Raw genomic sequence first — 22,503 nt, forward strand, 5'->3', positions numbered from 1 at the left:
TCAGGACGCGGCGAGCGCGTCCAGGTGCGCGCCGAGCAGTTCCCGGGCGCGCCGGGGCGGCATCCGCTCCGGGTACAGCAGCGCGTGCAGCGCGAGCCCGTCGAGCACCGCGTGCAGCCGGGCGACCGCGTCGGCGGCCGGTTCCCCGGTGAGCAGCACGACGGCGAGCTCGACCGCACGGCGGATCCCGTCGTCCGCCTCGGCCGTCCGGGCCCGCGCGGCCGGGTCGGTCCGGGCGCGCGCGGCGAGCAGCAGCCACACCTCGGCCTCGCGGACGCGCTGGCGGTCCAGCGGCAGCAGTTGTTCCAGGATCCGCTGGGCGACCTCGCGCGGGCTGCCGCTGCGGTCCCCGGCGGCGATCCGCTCGGCGGCCTCGGCCTGCACGTGCTCCATGGCGAACACCAGCAGGTCGGTCTGGGTGGCGAAGTAGTGCCGCAGCGCGCTCGGTGACCAGCCCGCCTCGGCCGCGATGCTGCGCACGGTGGCGGCGCCGACGCCGTCGCGGTAGACGACCCGCCACATCGCCCGCGCCAGTTCGGCACGGCGCGCGTCGTGATCGACGATCTTGGGCACGGGCCCTCCGGAACGTGGTCGACGAATGCTGTTACGGTTGTCGCACAGCGTACTAAAAAAGGAGACCGCATGCTCGTGGCAGTCATCGTCGGATGCGAGGTGGCGTTCTGGGTGGTGCTGCTCGCCGGCCTGATCGCCCGGTACCCGCTGCGGCGGCCCCGCCTCGGCGCCGCCCTGCTGGTCGCCGTGCCGGTCGTCGACGTCGTCCTGCTGGCCGCCACGATGATCGACCTGCGCCGGGGCGCCACCGCCACGTTCGCCCACGGCCTCGCCGCCGCCTACCTCGGCTTCTCGGTGGCGTTCGGGCACAGCATGGTGCGCTGGGCCGACGAGCGGTTCGCGCACCGGTTCGCCGGTGGCCCTCCCCCGCGCCGGGCCCCCCGGTACGGGATGGCGCGGGCCCGGCACGAATGGCGGGAGTGGGGCAAGGGCATGCTCGGCTGGGCGGTCGCCTGCGCCGTGCTGCTCGCCGGCATCGCCGTGGTCGGCGACAGCGACCGCACCGCCGAACTGTGGGCGTGGACCGGGCGGCTCACCCTGGTGATGGCGGGCTGGCTGGTGTTCTGGCCGGTCGCGTACACCGTCTTCCCGAAGCGGGCGCCGCGCGACGCCTGAGGATCACCGACCGCGCCGGCGATCCGGCCTCAGAGCGGTCGATGCGCGTCGGTGACCCCCGGCCGTCCGGCGGCGGCCGGCTCACCGAGCCGATCGGCGGCGAGCGCGGCCAGCAAGAGCCCGGCCAGCGCAGCCAGCGCCAGCGGTGGCGGCAGCACCGTCCCGAGCGCGGCCAGCGGCAGTGCCGCCCCGGCGACGGCGAGCCGGGCTGGTCCGACCGGCTGCCCGGTCAGCCGGCGGAACAGCAGCCGCCCGGCCAGGTAGACCGCCGCGCCGCCGAACAGCGCCACCGTGGCGGAGAGATCCAGCCGGGGCCCGGCCTCCGGGTCCGCGACGTGCTCCAGCACCTGTTCGATGCCCAGCGCCAGGTAGATGACGCCGGCGACCAGCAACAGATGGGTCTGGCTGTAGGCGTCCGCGGCGATCCGGTCCCGCTGCGCCGCCGTCGCGGCGGCGAGCGCCCGGGCCGCCGCCGGGGACGTGCGGTGGAAGTACAGCCACCAGAGGCAGGCGGTCACGACGAAACCGACGAGCGCCACGGCGAGGACCGGCGGCTCGGTCACCGCCGAGCCCGCGCCCACCCCGGCGGCCACCACCGACTCCCCCAGCGAGATGATCAGTACCAGGCCGTACCGTTCGGCGAAGTGCGTCGGGCTGCGCAGCGGCCAGGCTCCCCGGCGGGCGTACGACAGCCGTTGACCGGCCACCTCGACGGCGAAGCCCAGCACCCACAGCGCCGCGTGTGCGGCCCCGTCCAGCAGCGCGCCGAGCAGCAACGGCACCCAGCCCACGGCGCTGACGAGCGCGAAGAACCGGATCCGGGCGCGCAGTTCCGGGTCGTCCGCGGCGGCCCAGTGGAACAGCGTCAGGTGCACCACGCGCAGCACCACGTACGCCAGCACGACGATCAGCGGCCCGTCCAGCCCCGGACCCGGCGTCCACGCCTCCGGCATGGCGAGCGCGGCCAGGAACAACGCGGCCATCGCGATCAGGAACCCGCCGCGCACCACCCCGACGTCGGCGGGCGTGTGGTTGCCCAACCAGGCGTACGACAGCCACGCCACCCAGAGCAGCACGAGCAGGAGCATGCCCTGGGCCATCGCGGTCAGGGTCGGGTGCGGCTCGATCAGCGCCATGATCCGGGTGAGCGCGAAGACGAACACCAGGTCGAAGAAGATCTCGAAGGGGGTGACCCGGCGCTGGTCCGGCCCCGGCCGGGGTGGGCGCAGCCGCGGTCGCACCCGTTCGCGTCCCACGTCCGCCGCCCTCCGCCGGTCCGCCTCCTGCGCCGACGGTAGGCGGCCCCGGGCGGGCGATCGGGCGATTCCCGGGATCACGCCGGGCCCGCTCCGCCGGCCGGTCCATGCCGGGCAGCGCGGCGAGGCGCGAGGTCGAGCCGTCAGGCGGCGCGTTCGACAGGGCGGCGCCTGACGGGCCGCGTCCGCCGCAGGCAGCTCAGTCGGCGGCGTCCGCGTCGGGCCAGGCGGCGCGGACGAGCGCGGGCAGCACCTCGCCGGCCGGGCCGCGCAGGTTCACCGCGCAGATCTCGTCCAGCGGCGTCGGCACCGGGTTCACCTGCACCACCGGCGCGCCGAGACGGGCCGCCACGAGCGGGATCTCGGCGGCCGGGTGCACGAGGGCAGAGGTGCCGACGGTGAGCAGCAGGTCGCAGCCGGACGCCGCCTCGACCGCCGCGTCCAGTGCCGTCTCCGGCAGCGCCTCGCCGAACCACACCACCCCGGGCCGTACCGGCGCCCGGCATCCGGCGCAGGCGGGCGGGGTCAGCGGCCCGTCCGGCGGCTCCGGCTCGCCGGGCGGCACCGGCGGATCGGAGGGCGGCGGCAGGTCGGACGGCAGCGGCAGGTCGGACGGCAACGGCGCGGGGCGGGCGCAGGCCGAGCAGCGGGGCGCGAACAGGCTGCCGTGCAGGCGTACCGGGGCGGGCACACCGCCGCGCTCGTGCAGGTCGTCGACGTTCTGGGTGATCACCACCGTCTCCGGCAGACGCGCCTGGATCGCGGCCACCGCCCGGTGCCCCGGATTCGGCAGCGCCCGGCGCACCCCGCGCCGGCGTGCCTCGTACCAGCCCCAGACCAGCGCCGGGTCGGCCCGGAACGCGGCACGGGTCGCCAGCTCCTGCGGGTCGTACCGCCGCCAGAGCCCGGTCTGGGCGTCCCGGAACGTCGGCACGCCGCTCTCGGCCGACATGCCCGCCCCGGTGAACACCACCGGCCGCCGCGCGGCGGCGAGCAGCCGGCCCGCCTCGGCCAGCTCCGGCCCGGTCACACGTCCACCGTCAGCCGCACGTCGACCCGGTCACCCAGCTCGATGCCCTCGGCCCGGCGCGCCGCGACCCGCAGCGGCACCACGTACCGGCCGTCCTTCGGCCACAGCGACGTCCGCCAGTCGGTGCCACCGATGCGGACCGTCACCGGGATCATCCCCCAGCCGTAGGTGACCGACGCCGAGGCCGCCTCGATCGCCGCGCTCTGCTCGTCGGGCACCGTGACGAAGTGGTACGGCGCCGGGCCGCGCCAGAACCACACCTCGCCGCTGAACGCCAGCTCCATCGGCTCAGGATAGGGGCCGGCACCGACAGGGCCGGAGTAGCCGCGAGGCGGCAACCGCACCCGGGTGGACGCCGGAGCCGGCCGGGCGCTACAGGTTCATCGGCACCGGGTCGGTGGCCAGCGCCCGGAACCGCTCGCGCGGGTCGGGCACCAGCCGCCGTCCGGTGAGGTCGAGCAGCCCGCCGACGCCGTTCACCGACGCGACAGGGGTGCCGTCGGCGCGGGTGAACTCCTGGCCGATCCGGAACGTCTTGCCCTCGCCCCAGTGGAACTCGCAGGTCACGTCGACCTCGTCGCCGCCGCGCAGCTCCCGCAGGTAGCGCACCGTCACCTCCAGCGCGACCGGCCCGACGCCGCCGGCGAGCAGCCGGTCCTGGCCGATGCCGGACGCGCGCAGGCACTCCCAGCGGGCGTGCTCGGCGTACTGGAGGTAGACCGCCTGGTTGAGGTGCCCCTGCGTGTCGAGCTCGTAGCCGCGCACGGTGACGCGGACCCGGAACGGATCTGCCATGCCGGCAGCCTAACCAGGGGCGCAGCGGTAATCCGCGTGCGGTCCGGGCCGTGCGGCCCTAACCTGCCCGGCGTGACTCTGGAGATCATGACCTTGGCGCAGCGGCCCGACCTGGCGCCGCTGCTGGACACCGACTTCGACGGCGCCTGGCCGCCGTTCATGCTCTGGGATCCGATGGGCGCGCTCTACTACGCCGTCGCGGACGAGCTGTACCCCGAGTTCGTCTTCGCCGCCGTCGACCCGGCCGAGCCGGGCCGGGCCGTCGCGCGGTGCCGCTGCGCTGGACCGAGGACGAGCTGCCCGACGGCGGCTGGGACCGGGTGATCCAGCGGGCCACGCTGGGCCGGCTCACCGGGTCGACGCCGAACCTGGTGTCGGCGCTGGAGATCTGCGTGCGCCCGGACCGGCGCGGCGGCGGGGTGTCGGGGCTGATGCTCGCGGCCATGCGCACGGCGGTGGCCCGGGCGGGCTTCGACACGCTGGTGGCGCCGGTGCGTCCGAGCGGCAAGGCCGCCGTCCCGGACGTGCCGATGGCCGAGTACGCGGCCCGGCTCCGCCCGGACGGACTGCCGGCCGATCCGTGGCTGCGGGTGCACGTCCGCGCGGGCGGGGAGATCGAGCGGGTCGCACCCCGGTCGATGACGGTGACCGGCACGCTCGCCGACTGGCGGCGCTGGACCGGGCTGCCGTTCGACACCTCCGGCCCGGTACGCGTGCCGGGCGCGCTGGCGCCGGTGCTCGTCGACGTCGACCACGACCACGCCGCGTACGTGGAGCCCAACGTGTGGGTGCGGCACCGCCTCTGAGCGGGCCTGCGGGTCACGCCGGCCAGGCGTGACCGATCCCGTCGAGCAGCAGGACCACGCCCTCGGTGGCCGCCTCCCGGTCCCGGGAGATCTCCCGGTACTCCGGCGAGGTGGACCAGCGCTCGAAGTCCTCGCGGCTGCCGAACGACAGCAGCACCGCCTTCTGGTGCGGCCAGTCGCCCTCCACCACGCGAGGGGCGGTGTCGGCGGCGAGCAGCTTCCCGCCGTAGCGGGCCAGCACCGGCGGGAAGGCGGCGGCATACCTGTTGTAGCGCGCCGGGTCGTGGATGGTGAGCTGCGCGAGGGCGTAGACGGTCACCGGCTCAGGCTACCGACCGCCCGACGCTCCGGCCTCGTCCGTCGGGCCGGATCCCGAGCCGTCGCGAGCCCGGTCAACTGTCCGGTGTGCTCTAGCCATTATGGCCCTGACCTGCGAATACTGATAGCAGGTCAGCGCCGCGTGGGGGAAGAGGTGGGGCACGATGATCGAACCGGAGACCCGGCCGGAGGCCATTCCCGAGCCCCGGAGCGCGCCGGAGGGCCGGCCGGTCCGGCCCGCCGCGCCGGTTCCCGGCGCGGTGTGGCAGGTCCGCGTGCGGACCAAGCTCGACGACCTGTACCAGCAGCTCGCGGTTCTGTCCGCGCGCGACCCGGAGCGGGCCGAGGCGCTGCGCGCGCAGTTGTCCGGGGTGGAGGGAGTGCTCGGACGCAGCGGTGTGGTCGAATGGTTGCGCGGCGGCAACCTGGAGTACGCGTGGCAGACGATCCACTCGGTGGAGCGGGCCATGGTGGCGCTGCGCTCCCCGGACGAGCTGACCGGGCTGCTGCCGGCGTACCGCAGCGCGGCGGCGCAGGTGCTGCCGGCCGACGACAAGGTGCTCACCGATCTCGACCTGTCGGCCGCCACCCCGTCCGACGCGCTGCTGCGCGCCCGGGTGCAGGCGTTGCTGCTGCGCCACCACTCGGCGTCCGACGAGTTCCACGAGTCGGCCCGCCGGCTGCGCAACCGGATGCTGGGCCTGTCGGTGTTCGCGCTGGTGGCGGAGATCCTGGTGGTGCTGGTGCAGTGGCGCAGCCACGACGTACGGCTGCTGGAGGCGCCGACCGACGCCGGTGGCGTGCCGGCCTGGCGGCTGCTGTTCTTCGTGCTGATCGCCGGGGCGCTCGGGGCCTTCCTCAGCGCGCTGCCCTCGATGATCACCTCACGGTCCGGCGGCCTGCCCTACAAGCTGCCGTTCCAGCAGGGGCTGCTCAAGCTCGCGATCGGCCCGCTGGTGGCGGTGGTCGGCATCATGCTCGTCATCGGCGGTCTGGTGGAGACCAGCGTGAGCAGCACCGCCGCGCTGCTGGGCCTGGCGATCGTGTTCGGCGCCGGGCAGCAGGCCGTCACCGCGTTCGCCGACCGGCGGGCGGCCGAACTCCTCGGGCCGGCGGCCAAGAGCTGACGCCGCGTGGCGGCCTCCGACACTGACTAGCCTGATCCCATGATCTTCATTACCGCCAAGTTCCGGGTCCGCCCGGAAGATGCCGACCGCTGGCCGCGGATCGCCGCCGACTTCACCGCCGCGACCCGGGCCGAGCCCGGCTGCCTGTGGTTCGACTGGTCCCGCAGCCTTGACGACCCGACCGAGTACGTGCTGGTCGAGGCGTTCCGCGACGACGAGGCGGGCGCCGCGCACGTGCAGTCGGAGCACTTCCGGACCGCCCGGCGCACGCTGCCGCCGCACCTGGCCGAGACGCCCCGGATCGTCAACGCGACGGTGCCGCAGCAGGACTGGTCGCGCCTGGGCGAGATGGCCGTACCCGGCGACGCCACGAGCTGAAGATTTCCCACGGTTTTCCGTCCAGGCATTGAAGCTTGTTTTCACCTCTCGATACCCTCGGCGGAAAGATCCACCATCCACCGTGGAGGAGCTGAAGCATGCGCAAGCTGATGGCGGCGCTCGGCGCCGGGGCGATGACGGCCGCGGGCCTGCTCGCGGCCGCGACACCGGCCCAGGCCGCGACCTGCACCCTGGTGCAGTCGGAGATCTACAACGGTGCGAACCTGATCGCCTGGTCGCGCGGCCTGGACGGCTGCTCGGGCGACGTCTACTGGGAGATCCAGTCCGATTACGGCGGCACCTGGCAGGTGACCGACAGCGGCACCACGCACTACGACGACCAGGTCGTCAGCTACTACGGTGACGTCGACCTGCCGTGTCACCTGCGGGTCTACGCGGCGTTCGGGGGCCAGGAGCGGCTGACCCGGCCGGTCCGCAACTACAACTGCGCGGGCTGAGCACCGGCCGGGGCGGGCGTCGCGCGCCCCGGCCGGCCCGCCGGTCAGGGGATGGCCAGGCCGTACGCGGCGAGGATCTCCAGGATCGGCTGGTAGTAGCTGGTGCCGCCGCTCGTGCAGTTGCCGCTGCCGCCGGAGAGGACGCCGATGACGGTGCCGGTCGCCGCCACGTAGAGCGGGCCGCCGCTGTCGCCCGGCTCGGCGCAGATGTTCGTGCGGATGAGCCCGGTGACACTGCCCTCGGCGTAGTTGACGGTCTGGTTCAGCCCGGTGACGGTGCCGCACCGCACGCCCGTGGTGGCGCCGCTGCGGCAGACCGCCTGCCCGACGTACGCGCTGCCGGCGGCGGTGACGGTGACCTGCCCGGGGTAGGTGTGGACAGCGCTCGGATGGGCGACGGTACCGGTGTAGCGGACCACACCGTAGTCGTTGCCGGGGAAACTGCTGCCGGTCCGGCTGCCCAGCACAGTGGTGCGGGCGCTGTCGGCGTACCAGGTGGCGGCGAGGCGCGTGCAGTGCCCGGCGGTCACGAAGTACCAGGTGGTGCCGCTGCGCACGTTGGCACCCAGGGAGCAGCGCCCGCCGCCGCCGTAGATCGCCTGGCCGCCCGCGATGAGCGTGCGCAGCCGCCCGGGTTCGTGGCGCAGCACCGCACCGGCCCGGTCGGCGGTGCGTCGCAACGCGGCCAGCTCGCGCCCGCGTACGGTGTCGTCGGCGGTGACGGTGAGCCGGCCGGTGGCCGGGTCGTGCCCCCAGGCGGTGCCGGACGTGCGGAGATCGGCGAGCGCGGCGGGGCCGGGCGGCGGTGCGGCGACGCCGGCCCGGGCGATCGCCGGGGTGCCGGCGAGCAGGGCGGCGAGGACGAGTACGACAAGCGCGGGTCGGCGCATCCCCCAGTACCTCCTCCATCGTCTACGGTCGATTCGCCAAGCATCGGCCCGGTGACGCGATCGACTCAAGCGGCAGAACCGGCGGCCCCCGAAACTTCCGGAGCCGCGCCGGGGGTACGCGCGCGCCCGCAGCCCGCGCCCACCCGCGAATTCCGCGCTCTCACCCGATGCCCGGTGCCCCGATGTCGGCGCATCGAGGTGATTAAGTTTTCGGAACGCTTCCGGTAAGCTCCGGGCAGAGATTCGCTTCGATCCACTCACGATGTGCCGGGGAGTCACTCCCTCACCTGGCGCGGCCACCGGGCGGCCGCGCGGAGCCGACGTCGTGGCGGGCGGTGGGCCGGGGCGAGCCGATCCCATTGACAGGCTAGAGAGGCGTTCAGATGGACAAGGTGCTCGCCCGCGGCAGCGGGAGCGCGGCAGCCCGGTCACGCCCGCGGACCGCTGTGGTCGCGATGGCGGCGGGGGCCGCGGTGGTCGCCGCGACGATAGCGGTGGCGACCAGCGCCAGCGCCGGCACGACGCTCGGCGCGTCGGCGGCGGAGCAGGGCCGGTACTTCGGCACGGCGGTGGCGGTCAACAAGCTTTCCGACAGCACGTACGTCGGCATCCTCAACCGCGAGTTCAACTCGGTCACCGCCGAGAACGAGATGAAGTGGGACGCCACCGAGCCGTCCCAGAACCAGTTCAACTTCACCAGCGGCGACCGGCTCGTCGCGCACGCCCAGGCCAACGGCATGCGGGTACGCGGCCACGCGCTGGCCTGGCACTCGCAGCAGCCCGGCTGGGCGCAGAACATGTCCGGCAGCGCGCTGCGCCAGGCGATGCTCAACCACGTCACCCGGGTCGCCACCCACTACCGCGGCAAGATCGACTCCTGGGACGTGGTCAACGAGGCGTTCGACGACGGCAACAGCGGCGCCCGCCGCAACTCCAACCTGGAGCGCACCGGCAGCGACTGGATCGAGGCCGCCTTCCGTGCCGCCCGCGCCGCCGATCCGGGCGCCAAGCTCTGCTACAACGACTACAACACCGACAACTGGAACTGGGCCAAGACGCAGGCCGTCTACAACATGGTGCGGGACTTCAAGGCCCGGGGCGTGCCGATCGACTGCGTCGGTTTCCAGTCGCACTTCAACAGCGGATCGCCGTACCCGAGCAACTACCGCACCACGCTGCAGAACTTCGCCGCGCTCGGCGTCGACGTGCAGATCACCGAGCTGGACATCGAGGGCTCCGGCAGCAGCCAGGCCACCACGTACGGCAACGTGACCCGGGACTGCCTGGCCGTGCCGCGCTGCAACGGAATCACCGTCTGGGGCATCCGGGACACCGACTCCTGGCGGGCCAGCGGCACCCCGCTGCTGTTCGACGGCAGCGGCAACAAGAAGCAGGCGTACACCGCCGTGCTGAACGCGCTGAACGAGGGCGGCACCCCGCCGCCGACCACCGCGCCGCCCACCAGCACCCCGCCCACTTCGACGCCGCCGACCAGCACGCCGCCGACCAGCGCGCCGCCGACGACTCCCCCGCCGACCGGCGCCTGCACCGCCACGTTCACCGTCAACCAGTGGCCGGGCGGCTTCGTCACGAACGTCCGGATCACCGCGGGCTCCGGCGGGCTCAACGGGTGGACCGTGTCGCTCACCGTCCCCTCGGGCTCGGCGATCACGAACACCTGGAGCGCCCAGGCCAGCGGCACCACCGGCGCGGTGACGTTCCGCAACGTGGACTACAACCGCCAGGTCGGTGCCGGCGGCACCACCGAGTTCGGATTCCAGGGCACTGGCACCGCGCCCTCCGGCACGCCGGTCTGCGCGGCCGGCTGACCGTCGGCGCGACCCGGCACGGGACGACCGTGCCGGGTCGCGTCCCCGGCGGCACCCGCCGGCGACCGTACAGTGGGGTAGGTCCTGTTCCACCGACTCGCCGGAAGGACCACAGTGAACCGACGCATCAGGACCGCCCTCGGCGTCGCCCTCACCGCCACCCTCGTCACCACCGCCGCACCGGCCCCCGCCGCCGCCCACGACCGGCGTCCGAGCGTCATCGCGCTGCCGGACGGCTTCCAGCCGGAGGGCGTCGCCGCCGCCGGCCGGTACGCCTGGTTCGGGTCGCGGGCCACCGGAGAGATCTACCGCGCCGATCTGATCACCGGAGCGGGCCGGCAGGTCAGCCCCGCCACCGGCACCCCGTCACTCGGCCTGAAGGTCGACCGGCGGGGCCGGCTCTTCGTCGCCGGCGGCACCGCCGGTGACGCGCGGGTGATCGACACCCGCACCGGCGCCGTGCTAGCCCGCTACCGGTTCGCCGACGCGCCGACGTTCGTCAACGACGTGACGCTCACCCGCGACGCCGCCTGGTTCACCGACTCGAACCGGCCGGTGCTCTACCGCCTGCCGCTGGGACGCGGCGGCAAGCTACCGCCCGCCGACGGCTTCACCACGCTGCCGCTGACCGGCGACTTCCAGCAGAGCGGCACCGGCGTCAACCTGAACGGCATCGTGCCGACGCCGGACGGCAGAGGGCTGATCGTCGTGCAGTCGAACACCGGCACCCTGTTCCGGGTGGACCCGGCCACCGGCGGCACCACCGCCGTGGACGTGCCGGGCACCACGTTCGCCAACGGTGACGGCCTGTTGCTGCTCGGCCGCACGCTGTACGTGGTGCAGAACCGGCTCAACCAGGTCGCCGTGGTCGAGCTGAACCGCGCCGGCACCACCGGTGTGCTGCGCCGGGTTCTCACCGACCCGGACTTCGACGTGCCGACCACCGTCGCCGCCGCGCTCGGCCGGCTCTACCTGCCCAACGCCCGGTTCTCCACTCCGCCGACGCCGGCCACCCCGTACACCGCTGTCGCAGTCGACGCACGCTGAGCCGGCCGCCGCCCGCGCCGGACATCCGGCGCGGGCGGCGGCGCTCACTCCTCCATCTCCGGCCCGAGTAGCCGGATCTCCTCGATGTCGATGGCCGCCTGGAGCTGCCGCAGCACCACGTCGTCGATCTGCCTGGTGTCGCGCAACCGGGTGATCTCCTGCCGCTTGTGATCGAGCACCCGCAACCGCAGCCGCCGGGCCATCTCCCGCTCCCCCTCCGCGCCCTCGCCGCCCGCGTCGCGGGCATCGGCCAGGTGCTCCTCGTAGTCGGCGCGCAGCCGGTCCACGGTGTCCTGCGTGGCGCCCACGTCGCCGGCGGCCCGGGGCAGCGCCTCCAGGGCGGCCTCGGTGGCCCGGATCCGGGCCCAGCGGACCTCCTCGTCGCGTTCCCGGTCACCCGTCAGGCCGGCCCAGCTCACGACCGCGGGCAGCGTGGTCCCCTGCACCAGCATGATCAGCACGATCACCACGACGGTGACGAAGATGATCAGGTCCCGTTCGCGTACCGGGCTCCCGTCGTGCATGGCGACCGGCACGGCGAGCGCGGCGGCGAGCGAGACGGCGCCGCGGAACCCGGCCCAGCCCAGTGCGGTTCGCATCCGGCCGTCGAAGTGCTGCGCCCGGCTCGGCTCCCGCCGGTCCACCCGTTGCAGCACCGACACCGACAGGTGCACCCAGAGCAGACGGATCGCCACCACGACCGCCGCGACGAGCGCCGCGATGCCCAGCGACGCGGTCGGCGAGTGGCTGGTGATGCTGCGCAGCGAGCGCGGAACCTGCGTGCCGAGCAGCACGAACAGGCCGCCGTTGATCATGAAGGTGGAGAGGTCCCAGAACGCGAGCGCGGTGACCCGGGAGCGGGCCCGGATCACCCGGGGCGCGGCGTAGGACAGCAGCAGCCCGGACACGACCACCGCGAGCACGCCGCTGGCGCGTACCGCGTCCGCGAGCAGGAACGCGACGAACGGGGTGAGGATGCTCAGCCCGCCCTCGCGCATCGGGTCGTCCACGTGCTTGCGGATCAGGACCACGACCGCACCGACGAGCAGGCCCGCGGCCACCCCGCCGGCCGACTTGCCGACGAACTCGCCGGTGAGCGTCAGCGCTCCGGGCACCGTCCCGCCCGCGACCACGCCGGCCGCCACGGCGAACAGCACGAGCGCCGTACCGTCGTTGACCAGGCTCTCCGCGCGCAGCGTGGTGAGGATGCCGCGCGGCATTCGTTTCGCCAGGCCGGCCACGGCGGCGGCGTCGGTCGGCGCCAGGACCGCCCCGAGCACCCACGCGGCGGCCGGATGCACGCCGAGGGCCTGCGCGGTGTACGCGACGGCGACCATCGTGACGATCACCAGCACGACGGCGAGCCCGACGATCACCGTGAGGTTGGCCCGGATCTCGCGGAGGCTGATGACCAGGCTCTCCCGGTAGAGGATCGCCGGGAGGAACAGCACCAGCACGACCTCGGGTTCGAGGATCAGGTTGTCGAAGGGCGGCAGCAGGCCGATCAGCGCGCCCGTCGCGATCAGCAGGACCGGCGGCGCGACGCTGTAGCGACCGCCGATCGTGGTGCCGACGAGCACGGTGGCGCCCAGCACCGTGATCAGCAGGAGTGCTTCCACGCCGTACCCCCGTCACCGTTCGCCGGGAACCACGGTGCCCTACGGCGGCGGCCCGGCGGGGCGGAACGGGTGATCGTTACTCGAAGCGGGAGGGGTCGCCGGCGCCGCGGCGCAGGATCTCCGGTTCCGGGCCGGACAGGTCGACCACTGTGGTCGGCTCCAGCCCGCAGTCCCCGGCGTCGACCACCGCGTCGACGAGGTGGTCGAGCCGCTCCTTGATCTCCCAGCCCTGCGTCATCGGCTCGTCCTCGCCGGGCAGCAGCAGCGTGCTGGTCAGCAGCGGCTCGCCGAGTTCGGCGAGCAGCGCCTGGGTCACGGCGTGCCGGGGTACGCGCGCCCCGACCACCCGCCGCCGCGGGTCCTGCAACCGGCGGGGCACCTCGGCGGTTGCCGGCAGCAGGAACGTGTAGCTGCCCGGGATGACGGACTTCACCTGCCGGAAGACCGCATTGCTGAGCTTGACGAACTGGCCGAGCTGGGCGAAGTCGGCGCACATCAGTGTGAACGGGTGCCGGTCGTCCAGCCGCCGGATCTCCCGGATCCGCTCCACGCCGTCGCGGTTGCCGATCCGGCAGCCGAGCGCGTAGCAGGAGTCGGTCGGGTAGGCGATCACCCCGTCGGCGCGCAGCAGGTCCACCACCTGCCGGATCACGCGGGGCTGGGGGTTGTCCGGATGCAGGTCGTAGTACCTCGCCACGCCGGCCAGCCTATGTCCGCGCCCCGGCGGGCGCAGGTTTGGCCGGGGCGGTTTCCGGAAACAGGTGGGGGCCGTTCACGACAGGGGGACCGAATCATGTCCGAAGCCAGCACAGACCGCGTCGCCGACCGCCCCGCGGAGGTGACCGATCCGCTGCTGTGGGACCTGGCCGCCGCAGTGGCCGACGCGCACCAGCCGGACGCCGAGCGCGCCTGCGCCAGTCCGAGCTGCGCCGGGGCGGCGTGGCCGTGCCCGGCCTGGAACAACGCGCAGGCGGGGCTGAGCGCCGCCCGGGCGCTGCGGCCCGCCACGGCCGCGCGCTCCGTCCCGGCCGCCCGCTCCGCCGGACCGGGCGGCGGGATCACGGCGGTCGGTGTGCTCACGCCGGGCCTGGCCGGAACGGTCCCGGTCGCCCCGGCCGACCGGCAGCACGGGCAGCCCGGCGCCGGCGACGCGGCGGAGAGGCTCGCCGCCGCCTGAGCACGTGCACGCGCGGCGCCGCCCCCGGTCACCGGCCGGGGGCGGCGCCGCGTTCCGGGGTCGTCCGCCCTGCTCACCGAACGCACGGAGAGCCACCGCGGACGGTCAACACGCGCGCGCGAGAGCGCTCTCTTCGGTAACAGGACATTGACGGATCCGTAACCCGGACCTTAATGTCGCATCCCAAGAGAGCGCTCTCACGACCGCCGGACCGCCACCTCCGTACCCTGCCTTCTCCTCGTGAAGGGGACCTCAATGACCCTCCTGCGGGACTTCTCCCCCGACCCCGTACCCCCGGCCGCGCCCGTCCCGTCCCCGGCCCGCCGCCGCGGTCTGCGGGCGACCGCCCTCGTCGCCGCATCCGTGCTCGCCGCCGGCCTGCTCGGCGTCGTGGTCGCCGGTGGCGGCACCGCCACCGCCGGCGCCGTCGGCGCGGGCAGCTTCACCGAGACGCGGCCGGCCGGCGCACTGCTGCCCAAGGGCTGCGGCGCGATCAGCACCAACCCGCGGACATTCACCACCGCCGACGCGCCGGCCGGCGCGATCCCCACCAACGACTGGTGGTCCTCGCTGATCTGGAAGCGCAACAACTGCACCGGCAGCGAGATCCTGCACGCCCACCCGCTGGCGTTCAAGGCCGAGAACAACGGGCTCGGGCTGTCCTACACCACCACGCCCGCGATCAGCGGCACCGCGACCGGCGTCGGCGAGTTCCACTACCCGTACACCGAGGACGTCCGCGTCGGGATGCCCGGACTGTCCGCGCCGGTGGTCAAGGCCGCCGGCTGGACCGACTGGACGGTCACCGCCGACTGGAGCGACGGCAGCCGCAGCATGCGCGCCACCATCGGCCACGGCCTGCCGTTCAGCTACTACACGGTCAACGGCGGCACCGCGCAGCTCACCACCGCCGGGACGCCCACCGTCTGGCGCAACTCCGGCGCCACCATCGGCTTCAGCGTCCGCGGCCACGACTACGTCGCGTACGCGCCGTCCGGCGCGACCTGGACGGTCAACGGCACCGGCATCAGCTCGACGCTGGCCGGCAAGGGGTACTTCGCGGTCGCGGTGCTGCCCGGCGGCGGCGACCGGACCGCCCTGTCCGACACCTACGGCCGGTACGCCCACGCCCACGTCACCGGCACCCGGATGAGCTACACGTACGACCCGTCGGCGGGAACGGTGCGCACCACGTACGCGTTCACCACCACGCCCCGCGAGGGCAGCGAGACGAAGACGGTAGTGGCGCTCTACCCGCACCAGTGGCGCAGCCTCACCGGCGCCACCCCGATCACCCCGGCGTACGTCTCGGCACGCGGCGCCATGCGCGTGCTCACCGGCGTGCCGTCGTTCACCACCACGATGCGGTTCACCGGCGTCCTGCCCGAGGTGCCGGCCGTGGGCGACTCCAGCGGCACGGACCTGTCCACCGTCACCGGCTACCTCAACGCCGAGCAGGGCAACCCGGAGGGCGTCAGCGGAACGGACACCTACTGGGCCGGCAAGGGACTCGGCCGGGCCGCCCGGATCGCCGAGATCGCCGACCAGCTCGGGCAGACCTCGGTCCGCGACGCGGCGCTGACCGCGATGAAGAACCGGCTGACCAACTGGCTCACCGCCGGCTCGGGCGAGACCGGCCAGCTGTTCTACTACGACCGCAACTGGGGCACGCTGATCGGCTACCCCGCCTCGTACGGCTCCGACGAGGACCTCAACGACCACCACTTCCACTACGGCTACTTCATCGCCGCCGCCGCCACGGTCGCCAAGTTCGACCCGGGCTGGGCCGACGACAGCCGCTACGGCGGCATGGTCGACCTGCTCATCCGCGACGCCAACAACTACGACCGCGCCGACAGCCGCTTCCCCTACCTGCGGGACTTCGACATCTACGCCGGGCACGACTGGGCCTCCGGCCTGGCGCCGTTCTTCGCCGGAAACAACCAGGAGTCCTCCTCGGAGGGGATGAACTTCGCCAACGCGCTGATCCAGTGGGGCCAGGCCACCGGCGACACCGCCGTCCGCGACGCCGGGGTCTACCTGTGGACCACCCAGTCCGCGGCCATCTCCGAGTACTGGTTCGACGTGTACGACCAGAACTTCCCGGCCGCGTTCGGGCACAAGACGGTCGGCATGGTGTGGGGCGACGGCGGGTCGTACTCGACCTGGTTCTCCGCCGCACCGGAGATGATCCAGGGCATCAACATGCTGCCGATCACCGGCGGTCACCTCTACCTGGGTGACTTCCCGGAGTACGTCAGGGCCAACTACGCCGAGCTGGTCACCAACAAGGGCGGCCCGCCGACGGTGTGGCAGGACATCATCTGGGAGTTCCTGGCCCTCGGCGACGGCGAGCAGGCGCTGCGCAACTTCCGGGCGAACAGCGGGTTCACCAGCGAGGAGGGCGAGAGCAAGGCGCACACGTTCCACTGGATCCGCAACCTGGCCGCGCTCGGCACGGTGGACACCACAGTCACCGCGAACCACCCGCTGGCGAAGGTGTTCGTCAAGAACGGCGTCCGCACCTACGTGGCGTCGAACATCACCGCCCGGCCGCTGACAGTCACGTTCTCCAACGGCACCACGCTCGCCGTGCCGGCCGGGAAGACGGCCACCTCCGGGGCGTACACCTGGAGCGGTGGCAACGCCACCGGCGGCGGGACCGTACCGACCGGTCCCCCGCCCACCTCGACGCCCACGCCGACCCCGACCAGCGCCAGCCCGACGCCGACCAGCGCGAGCCCGAGCCCGAGCACCCCCGGGTCGCTGAAGCCGGTCCGGTACCTGCGCTCCGGCGGCGGGCTGGACGGCACCGCCGGCACCGCCGGCACGGTGAACGTGGCGGCGGCGAACGGCAACCACGACGGCACGCCGACCAACCCGCAGGTGTTCACCGCCACCGGGCTGACCGGCGCGTACACCGGTGGGGCGACCGCGTTCGACCTGGCCGTCGACGCGGGCACCGCGGTCGGCAACGGCGTCCAGATCCGGATCTCCTACGACCTGACCGGCAACGGCGGCTTCGAACGGGTGGAGACCTACCGGTACTTCGCCACCGATCCGATCCCGGGTGCGGAGCGCTACCGGCAGACCCAGGGGCTGCTCTCGGCCACCGGCACGCTGGGCAACCTGTCCGGCGGCACGGTACGCGTCGAGGTGTGGAACGCCATCGGCGGCGCGCCCACGATCCTCGGCGTCGGCAACGGCTCGACCGTCACGCTGCCGTACGGCTCCTGACCCGCGTTCTCCGGCGCCCCGGCCCCAGTGGCCGGGGCGCCGGCTCGCGACCGGGTCACGGCCGGCGGGCGGTTCACGGCCAGCGGGTGGCGGTGGCCTCGAACAGCTCCCGCTCGCTGGCCACCGGGATGACGCAGAGCAGGTGCCCGCCCGGCGCGCGCAGCACGTGACAGTCGAGCCATCGGGACACCGGCGCGGCGCCCAGCCCGCACAGCCGCTCCACCTCGGCCACTACGTCGTCGGTCTCGATGTCGAGGTGGTAGCGGGGCGCGTCGCCGACCGACTGCACGGCGGTGACCAGTCCGGGCACCACGTCGGCCAGGCCGGTGAACTCCGGTTCGGCGGGATCGGTACGCAGGTCCGCACCGAGCGCGGCGGACCAGAACGCGGCCGCCTCCCCCGCCTCGTCGTGCGGCGCGTCGATGATCAGAGCGTACAACCGCGATCGATGCATCACCCGAGCCTAGCCAGGACCGCCCTCACCGGCAGCCCCGCGCGGTCAGGCGGTCACTCCCGGAGTTGGCGTCGAGCACGCACCCCATGTGCACCGGCCGATCCAAGGTCAACGCCAGCACGGGGAGGTGGTCACATCCCACCCACCCGGACCCCACCACTCCCCCGAACTGGTGTCGATCTCGGAGGATCCGGACCGTTACGGCGCGGTCGCCTCGGCCAGCAGCTCCAGCAGGTGGCGGTACGGCTGCCCGGTGGCCCGTGCCAGCCCGATCTCGCAGGTGCGGTTCACCGAGGCGTACCCGTCGAAGGGGCGTGCCGCGACGGCGGCGGCCTCGGCCCGGGTGGCCGACTCGGTCAGCTCCGGATGCAGCAGCCCTCGATCCCCGGCGAAGCCGCAGCACTGCCAGCCGTCGGGGACCACCACCTCGTCGGCGACCGCGCGGGCCACCGTGCGCAGCGCGTCGTCCAGGCCGAGCCGGGCCGACGAGCAGGTCGGGTGCAGGGCCAGCGAGCCGATCCGGCGGCGCACGGTCAGCCGGGGCAGGATCGTGCCGGCGGTGTACGCGACCGCGTCGACGACCCGCAGGTCCCCGGCGCCGTCGAGCAGCCGTTCGAAACCCTCGGTGCAGGACGCGGCGTCGCTGACCAGCGGCAGCGCGCCGTCGCGGCTCGCGGCGCGCAGCACCGGCGGGACGCGGTCGCGCACCGCCCGGTAGCCCTCGGTGAGTCCCTTCGACGACCACGGGGTGCCGCAGCACAGGTCGCCGATGCCGTCCGGCACGAGCAGCCGTACGCCGGCCCGCCCGGCGAGGGTGAGCAGCGCGGCGGCCACGCCGGTGCCGCCCTGCGCCGGGGCGAACAGCGTGCCGAGGCAGGACGGGACGAACACGGCGTCCGGGTCGCCGGCCGGGTGGGGGCGGCGCGGGGTGCCGCCGCGCGGCAGGTTCCGCTGCCACTGCGGCACCCGGTCGGCGCCGAGCACCGCGCGGGCGGCCCGGGTGGCGGCCTCGGGCAGCGCGGGTGGCAGCGCCCCGGCCAGGTCGAGTCCCCGGGCCATGCCCCTGGTGGTGGCGCCCCAGCGGCGGGCCGCGCCGCGCCAGGCCGTCCCCGCCGTCCGGCCGTGCTCCTGCGCGCGCAGCCGCTTGACCAGGTCACCGGTGTTGATCAACACCGGGCAGGCGGTGGCGCACATGCCGTCGACCGCGCAGGTCTGCACCGCGTCGTAGTCGTAGTCGTCCGTCAGCTCCCGGGCCAGCGCGGTGTTCCCGGCGGCCTGCGCGGCGGCGATCTCCCGGCGCAGCACGATGCGCTGCCGGGGCGTGGTGGTGAGGTCGCGGCTCGGGCAGACCGGCTCGCAGTAGCCGCACTCGACGCAGCGGTCCACCTCCTCCTCCACCGTCGGCACGGTCTTGAGGTGCCGCATGTGGATCTCCGGGTCGTCGCTGAGCAGCACGCCCGGGTTGAGGACGCCGTCCGGGTCGCAGAGCGTCTTCAGCTCGCGCATCACCTCGTACAGCTCGTCGCCGAACTGGCGGCGCACGTAGGGGGCCATCACCCGGCCGGTGCCGTGCTCGGCCTTGAGCGTGCCGCCGTGGCCGAGCACCAGGTCGACCATCTCCTCGGTGAAGTCGGCGTAGCGCGCCGGGGCCTCGCCGCCGTCGAACCGCTCGTTGAGCATGAAGTGCAGGTTGCCGTCCTTGGCGTGGCCGAAGATCACGCTGTCGGCGTACCGGTGCCGCTCGAACAGGTCGGCGAGCGCCGCGCAGGTGCCGGCGAGCGCCTCGACCGGCACGGCGATGTCCTCCAGCAGCGCCGTGGTGCCGGACGGGCGGGCGCCCGCGACCGCCGCGTACAGGCCCTTGCGGATGTGCCACAGCGCGGCGCGGGCGGCGGGCTCGCCGCTGAGCCGGGCCGGGGCGCTCAGCGGCAGGCCGGCCAGCACCGGTTCGGCATCCGCGACCCGGTCGGCGAGCGCCTGCGGGTCGGACTCCTGCCACTCGGCGAGCAGCGCGGCGTGCCCGCGCACGGCCAGGCCGCGCAGCGCGGCGTCCGCCTTCGGGTCGCGCTGGGCCACCCGCAGGGCGGCGGCGTCGAGCAGCTCGACCGCCGCCGGCCCGGCGGCCATCAGCGCCGGCATGGCCGCCATCGCCGCGCCGAGGGAGTCGAAGACGAGCAGGCCGGTCGCGGCGTGCCGGTGCACGGGTACGGTGCGGAACGTCGCCGAGGCGACGAACGCGAGCGTGCCCTCGCTGCCTACCACGAGCCGGGTGAGCAGGCCGGCCGGGTCGTCGTGGTCGAGGAACGCGTTCACGCCGTACCCCATGGTGTTCTTCATGGCGTACTGGGCGTGGACGCGGCGCACCGAGTCGGGATTGCCGCGTACCCGGTCGCGCAGCCGCAGCAGCCCGGCGTGCAGGTCCGGTTCGGCGGCGCGCAGCCGGGCGTCGGCGTCGGGGGCGCCGGTGTCCAGCACGGTGCCGCTGGGCAGCGCGAGGACCAGCGACTCCAGCGTCCGGTACGTGTTGAACTCGGTCCCGCAGGTCATGCCGCTGGAGTTGTTGGCGACCACGCCGCCGACGGTGCACGCGGACTCGCTGGCCGGGTCGGGGCCGAGCTTGCGGCCGTACGGCGCGAGCCGGGCGTTGACGTGCCGCAGCACCACCCCCGGTTGCACCCGTACCCGTTGCCCGTCGTCGAGCACCGTCAGGTCGCGGAAGTGCCGCCGCACGTCGACGAGCAGCCGGTCGGTGACGGCCTGGCCGCTGAGGCTGGTGCCGCCGGAGCGGAACGTCAGCGCGGTGCCGGTGCGGCGGCCGTACGCCAGCAGCGCGGCCACCTGGCCGGCGTCGGCCGGCGTGATCACCGCGCCGGGGTGCAGCAGGTAGTGCGAGGCGTCGTGGGCCATCCGCAGCCGGTCCGCGGCCCGCGTCGCCACGCCGCCGGGCACCACCGCCTCCAGCCCGGCCCGCGCGGACGCGCTCAGACTCGTCATGATCACCGCACCTCCCCCGGCCCACAGTAGTCACACCCGGCGTGGCTCAGCCCGCGGTGATCCGGTCCAGCACCCGCCGCTGGAACGCGCGGGCGGCCGGACCGGACGGCGGCGTACCGCCCCGGCGGGCCTCGATCGAGGCGCGGATCAGCGCGGCGTCCGGGTCGTCGGCGGCCACCCGCAGTCCGGCGTCGACCTTGCCCAGCCAGACGCCGTCGCGGCTGCGCACCAGCGCCCGGCAGGCGCCGAGCACGGCGTCCTCCGCGCCGGGGGCCGGTTCGTCGCCGGGTGGCGTGGGCAGCGCCAGCCACCAGCGCAGCGCGTCGGCCAGCAGCGCCCGCAGGTTCTCCGGCGCCGGGTCGGCGAACACGCCGGCGGCGGGCGGGCCGAGCAACGCCAGGCCGGACTGGCGCAGGATGCTGCGGTCCAGCGCGTACCAGAACCGCCCGTCGGCGGCGGGCCGGTCGGCCGGGTCGTAGGTGGCGCGGAACGGCATTGTCGCGCCGGTGTTCAGCTCGACCTCGAAGCCCGGCTCCGGGGTGCCGGAGGCGGCCACGTCGCGGCGGTAGACCATCAGTTCCAGGCCGCGCGCCGGGCAGGGCAGCGACTCGTGCCGCAGCCGGTCCACGAGCAGACGCCTGTCCGCCTCCGGCAGCGGTCCGGCGACCAGCAGCGCCACGTCCACGTCGCTGCGCCCCGGCTGGTACGCGCCCAGCCCGACCGACCCGGCCGCGTACGCGCCTACGAGGTCGTCACCGAGCACGTCCCGGGAACGGCGGACCACTTCGGCCAGGTAGTCGCGGATGTCGTCGCGCATTCCGGCATCCTGCCCCGGCCCGGGGGCGGTCAGTCCGCCGGGTCGGGACAGCACACCGTCAGCGCGCCCGGCACCACCTTGACCTTGAGCCGTTTCGCCTTGCCCCGGGCGCCGCCGTCCAGCTCGTACGTCTTCGGCGCGTCGAACCGGACCTTGATCCTGCGGCCCCGGGTGATCCGGACGAACGGCGAATCCTCGGAGCGCCCGGCGGCCATCCGGCCCAGCGTCCGCGCCCAGTCGACGGCGCCGCCGGCGGTCGACACGCCGACTTCGAGGGCCCCGTCGTCGGGGCGGGCGTCGTCGAACGCCGGGATGCCGCCGGTGATGGTGCCGACGTTGCCGAACAGCACGCAGCTCGCCTCGTCGTCGAACCAGTCGGCGCCGTCGACCCGGATCCGGGTCCGTACGCACTCGCCGCGCACGTGCCGCAGCCCGGTCCAGACGTACGCGATCCTGCCGAAGCGGCCCTTGAGCTGCCGGTCGGCGTCACGGATGAGGTCGCCGTCGAATCCGGCGCCCGCCATCACCGCGAAGTGCTCCCCGTTGATCCGGCCCAGGTCCAGCTCGCGGCGGCGGCCGTGCAGCGCGATGCGTACCGCCTCGGGCAGGTCGACCGGGATGCCCAGGTTCACCGCGAACAGGTTGGCGGTGCCGGCGGGCAGGATGCCCATCGGCACGCCGCTGCCGGCCAGCGCGTCGGCGCACCGCTGCACCATGCCGTCGCCGCCCCACACCAGCACCAACTCGGCGCCGTCGTCCAGCGCCGCGCGGACCCGCTTGGGCGCCTTGCGGCTCTTCGGCACCTCGTACCAGAGCAGCCGCCCGACCCCGGCGCCGACGAGCCGGGAGCGCAGCTCGTCGAGCCCGCCCCCGAACGTCTTCTTCCGGTGGGCGACGACAGCGACCACACCGGCCGGGGGCGCGGCGGGGGCGGGGGTGGTGTCCGGGCTTTGCGCCGTGCGCGTGTCCATGGTCCGGCTGGTACCCGGACCGCGCGGATCCCACGCCTGCGCCGGGCGCGGCACGCCCGATTCGGATCAACCGCTTACTGTGCCCGGGCTGCCACGTTCGGTACAGTGCGGG

At 74.3% G+C, this 22,503-nt stretch carries 23 protein-coding genes; 10 read left to right on the forward strand and 13 right to left on the reverse strand.

The window, feature by feature from the left end; translation table 11 throughout:
- A complete protein-coding gene (locus KSK32_RS28115; RefSeq protein ID WP_216934162.1) occupies positions 1 to 573 on the reverse strand; it encodes a TetR/AcrR family transcriptional regulator in 573 nt (190 codons plus the stop codon).
- 69 nt (positions 574 to 642) lie between these two features.
- Here KSK32_RS28115 and KSK32_RS28120 point away from each other — a divergent pair, with 69 nt between their 5' ends.
- A complete protein-coding gene (locus KSK32_RS28120) occupies positions 643 to 1,188 on the forward strand; it encodes a hypothetical protein (protein ID WP_216934164.1) in 546 nt (181 codons plus the stop codon).
- A 29-nt stretch (positions 1,189 to 1,217) separates the two neighbouring features.
- Here the strand turns inward: KSK32_RS28120 and KSK32_RS28125 are convergent, their stop codons facing one another.
- The 4 genes from KSK32_RS28125 to KSK32_RS28140 all read right to left on the reverse strand — a co-directional run bounded on the left by KSK32_RS28125 (position 1,218) and on the right by KSK32_RS28140 (position 4,269).
- The gene (locus KSK32_RS28125) at positions 1,218 to 2,444 is read right to left on the reverse strand and encodes a low temperature requirement protein A (RefSeq protein WP_216934166.1); all 1,227 of its coding nucleotides are present in this window, start codon (positions 2,442 to 2,444) and stop codon (positions 1,218 to 1,220) included.
- Positions 2,445 to 2,643: 199 nt separating this feature from the next.
- Positions 2,644 to 3,474: a Sir2 family NAD-dependent protein deacetylase gene (locus KSK32_RS28130; RefSeq protein WP_216934168.1), complete on the reverse strand. Its 831-nt coding sequence runs from the start codon at positions 3,472 to 3,474 to the stop codon at positions 2,644 to 2,646.
- Positions 3,471 to 3,758, reverse strand: coding sequence for a DUF1905 domain-containing protein (locus KSK32_RS28135; protein WP_069088624.1), 288 nt, complete (start codon positions 3,756 to 3,758; stop codon positions 3,471 to 3,473). The genes KSK32_RS28130 and KSK32_RS28135 overlap by 4 nt, the downstream gene beginning before the upstream one ends.
- An 88-nt stretch (positions 3,759 to 3,846) precedes the next feature.
- Positions 3,847 to 4,269, reverse strand: coding sequence for a thioesterase family protein (locus tag KSK32_RS28140; RefSeq protein WP_216934170.1), 423 nt, complete (start codon positions 4,267 to 4,269; stop codon positions 3,847 to 3,849).
- 72 nt (positions 4,270 to 4,341) lie between these two features.
- Here KSK32_RS28140 and KSK32_RS33640 point away from each other — a divergent pair, with 72 nt between their 5' ends.
- Both KSK32_RS33640 and KSK32_RS28145 read left to right on the forward strand, forming a co-directional pair.
- Positions 4,342 to 4,593: a hypothetical protein gene (locus KSK32_RS33640; RefSeq protein WP_254187215.1), complete on the forward strand. Its 252-nt coding sequence runs from the start codon at positions 4,342 to 4,344 to the stop codon at positions 4,591 to 4,593.
- Positions 4,539 to 5,075 (forward strand): N-acetyltransferase, encoded by a 537-nt coding sequence (locus KSK32_RS28145; protein WP_254187216.1) that lies wholly within the window; start codon positions 4,539 to 4,541, stop codon positions 5,073 to 5,075. Before KSK32_RS33640 ends, KSK32_RS28145 begins: the two co-directional genes overlap by 55 nt.
- Before the next feature lie 13 nt (positions 5,076 to 5,088).
- Here the strand turns inward: KSK32_RS28145 and KSK32_RS28150 are convergent, their stop codons facing one another.
- Complete coding sequence (locus tag KSK32_RS28150) at positions 5,089 to 5,394, reverse strand: DUF1330 domain-containing protein (protein WP_216934172.1); 306 nt, start codon at positions 5,392 to 5,394, stop codon at positions 5,089 to 5,091.
- A gap of 163 nt (positions 5,395 to 5,557) precedes the next feature.
- Here KSK32_RS28150 and KSK32_RS28155 point away from each other — a divergent pair, with 163 nt between their 5' ends.
- The 3 genes from KSK32_RS28155 (at position 5,558) to KSK32_RS28165 (ending at position 7,356) form a co-directional block, all read left to right on the forward strand.
- Positions 5,558 to 6,520, forward strand: coding sequence for a hypothetical protein (locus KSK32_RS28155; protein ID WP_216934174.1), 963 nt, complete (start codon positions 5,558 to 5,560; stop codon positions 6,518 to 6,520).
- Between the two features lie 39 nt (positions 6,521 to 6,559).
- Positions 6,560 to 6,898 (forward strand): putative quinol monooxygenase, encoded by a 339-nt coding sequence (locus KSK32_RS28160; protein WP_216934176.1) that lies wholly within the window; start codon positions 6,560 to 6,562, stop codon positions 6,896 to 6,898.
- Positions 6,899 to 6,996: 98 nt separating this feature from the next.
- Positions 6,997 to 7,356 (forward strand): hypothetical protein, encoded by a 360-nt coding sequence (locus KSK32_RS28165; RefSeq protein WP_216934177.1) that lies wholly within the window; start codon positions 6,997 to 6,999, stop codon positions 7,354 to 7,356.
- A 44-nt stretch (positions 7,357 to 7,400) separates the two neighbouring features.
- Here the strand turns inward: KSK32_RS28165 and KSK32_RS28170 are convergent, their stop codons facing one another.
- Complete coding sequence (locus KSK32_RS28170) at positions 7,401 to 8,246, reverse strand: S1 family peptidase (RefSeq protein ID WP_216934179.1); 846 nt, start codon at positions 8,244 to 8,246, stop codon at positions 7,401 to 7,403.
- 383 nt (positions 8,247 to 8,629) lie between these two features.
- Between KSK32_RS28170 and KSK32_RS28175 the strand changes: the two genes are divergently transcribed.
- Both KSK32_RS28175 and KSK32_RS28180 read left to right on the forward strand, forming a co-directional pair.
- Positions 8,630 to 10,075 carry an endo-1,4-beta-xylanase gene (locus KSK32_RS28175; RefSeq protein WP_216934181.1) on the forward strand — a complete coding sequence of 482 codons (1,446 nt, stop codon included), beginning with the start codon at positions 8,630 to 8,632 and terminating at the stop codon, positions 10,073 to 10,075.
- 114 nt (positions 10,076 to 10,189) lie between these two features.
- On the forward strand, positions 10,190 to 11,122 hold the full coding sequence (locus KSK32_RS28180; RefSeq protein ID WP_216934183.1) for a superoxide dismutase: 933 nt from the start codon (positions 10,190 to 10,192) through the stop codon (positions 11,120 to 11,122).
- A gap of 44 nt (positions 11,123 to 11,166) precedes the next feature.
- Here the strand turns inward: KSK32_RS28180 and KSK32_RS28185 are convergent, their stop codons facing one another.
- Both KSK32_RS28185 and KSK32_RS28190 read right to left on the reverse strand, forming a co-directional pair.
- Complete coding sequence (locus KSK32_RS28185) at positions 11,167 to 12,741, reverse strand: Na+/H+ antiporter (protein ID WP_289256415.1); 1,575 nt, start codon at positions 12,739 to 12,741, stop codon at positions 11,167 to 11,169.
- A gap of 76 nt (positions 12,742 to 12,817) precedes the next feature.
- A complete protein-coding gene (locus KSK32_RS28190; RefSeq protein ID WP_216934185.1) occupies positions 12,818 to 13,438 on the reverse strand; it encodes an L-threonylcarbamoyladenylate synthase in 621 nt (206 codons plus the stop codon).
- Between the two features lie 96 nt (positions 13,439 to 13,534).
- Between KSK32_RS28190 and KSK32_RS28195 the strand changes: the two genes are divergently transcribed.
- Positions 13,535 to 13,918 carry a hypothetical protein gene (locus KSK32_RS28195; protein WP_216934187.1) on the forward strand — a complete coding sequence of 128 codons (384 nt, stop codon included), beginning with the start codon at positions 13,535 to 13,537 and terminating at the stop codon, positions 13,916 to 13,918.
- A gap of 255 nt (positions 13,919 to 14,173) precedes the next feature.
- On the forward strand, positions 14,174 to 17,155 hold the full coding sequence (locus tag KSK32_RS28200) for a glycosyl hydrolase (protein WP_216934189.1): 2,982 nt from the start codon (positions 14,174 to 14,176) through the stop codon (positions 17,153 to 17,155).
- A 73-nt stretch (positions 17,156 to 17,228) separates the two neighbouring features.
- Here KSK32_RS28200 and KSK32_RS28205 read toward each other — a convergent pair whose 3' ends face one another.
- The 4 genes from KSK32_RS28205 to KSK32_RS28220 all read right to left on the reverse strand — a co-directional run bounded on the left by KSK32_RS28205 (position 17,229) and on the right by KSK32_RS28220 (position 22,391).
- Positions 17,229 to 17,609 (reverse strand): VOC family protein, encoded by a 381-nt coding sequence (locus KSK32_RS28205; protein ID WP_216934191.1) that lies wholly within the window; start codon positions 17,607 to 17,609, stop codon positions 17,229 to 17,231.
- 198 nt (positions 17,610 to 17,807) lie between these two features.
- Positions 17,808 to 20,603 (reverse strand): FAD-binding and (Fe-S)-binding domain-containing protein, encoded by a 2,796-nt coding sequence (locus KSK32_RS28210; protein WP_216934193.1) that lies wholly within the window; start codon positions 20,601 to 20,603, stop codon positions 17,808 to 17,810.
- Positions 20,604 to 20,649: 46 nt separating this feature from the next.
- Positions 20,650 to 21,420 (reverse strand): nucleotidyltransferase domain-containing protein, encoded by a 771-nt coding sequence (locus tag KSK32_RS28215; protein WP_216934195.1) that lies wholly within the window; start codon positions 21,418 to 21,420, stop codon positions 20,650 to 20,652.
- A 29-nt stretch (positions 21,421 to 21,449) separates the two neighbouring features.
- Positions 21,450 to 22,391: a diacylglycerol kinase family protein gene (locus tag KSK32_RS28220; RefSeq protein ID WP_216934197.1), complete on the reverse strand. Its 942-nt coding sequence runs from the start codon at positions 22,389 to 22,391 to the stop codon at positions 21,450 to 21,452.
- Positions 22,392 to 22,503 lie beyond the last annotated feature (112 nt).

Source organism: Micromonospora sp. WMMB482, assembly GCF_019038635.1.
GTDB lineage: Bacteria > Actinomycetota > Actinomycetes > Mycobacteriales > Micromonosporaceae > Micromonospora > Micromonospora marina.

Excerpts from the sequence above, each read along its gene's own strand:
- KSK32_RS28120 (WP_216934164.1), top strand. The coding sequence starts at position 643 with ATGCTCGTGGCAGTCATCGTCGGATGCGAGGTGGCGTTCTGGGTGGTG.
- KSK32_RS28135 (WP_069088624.1), bottom strand. The coding sequence starts at position 3,758 with ATGGAGCTGGCGTTCAGCGGCGAGGTGTGGTTCTGGCGCGGCCCGGCG.
- KSK32_RS28140 (WP_216934170.1), bottom strand. The coding sequence starts at position 4,269 with ATGGCAGATCCGTTCCGGGTCCGCGTCACCGTGCGCGGCTACGAGCTC.
- KSK32_RS28155 (WP_216934174.1), top strand. The coding sequence starts at position 5,558 with ATGATCGAACCGGAGACCCGGCCGGAGGCCATTCCCGAGCCCCGGAGC.
- KSK32_RS28160 (WP_216934176.1), top strand. The coding sequence starts at position 6,560 with ATGATCTTCATTACCGCCAAGTTCCGGGTCCGCCCGGAAGATGCCGAC.
- KSK32_RS28165 (WP_216934177.1), top strand. The coding sequence starts at position 6,997 with ATGCGCAAGCTGATGGCGGCGCTCGGCGCCGGGGCGATGACGGCCGCG.
- KSK32_RS28170 (WP_216934179.1), bottom strand. The coding sequence starts at position 8,246 with ATGCGCCGACCCGCGCTTGTCGTACTCGTCCTCGCCGCCCTGCTCGCC.
- KSK32_RS28175 (WP_216934181.1), top strand. The coding sequence starts at position 8,630 with ATGGACAAGGTGCTCGCCCGCGGCAGCGGGAGCGCGGCAGCCCGGTCA.
- KSK32_RS28195 (WP_216934187.1), top strand. The coding sequence starts at position 13,535 with ATGTCCGAAGCCAGCACAGACCGCGTCGCCGACCGCCCCGCGGAGGTG.
- KSK32_RS28200 (WP_216934189.1), top strand. The coding sequence starts at position 14,174 with ATGACCCTCCTGCGGGACTTCTCCCCCGACCCCGTACCCCCGGCCGCG.
- KSK32_RS28205 (WP_216934191.1), bottom strand. The coding sequence starts at position 17,609 with ATGCATCGATCGCGGTTGTACGCTCTGATCATCGACGCGCCGCACGAC.
- KSK32_RS28210 (WP_216934193.1), bottom strand. The coding sequence starts at position 20,603 with ATGACGAGTCTGAGCGCGTCCGCGCGGGCCGGGCTGGAGGCGGTGGTG.
- KSK32_RS28215 (WP_216934195.1), bottom strand. The coding sequence starts at position 21,420 with ATGCGCGACGACATCCGCGACTACCTGGCCGAAGTGGTCCGCCGTTCC.
- KSK32_RS28220 (WP_216934197.1), bottom strand. The coding sequence starts at position 22,391 with ATGGACACGCGCACGGCGCAAAGCCCGGACACCACCCCCGCCCCCGCC.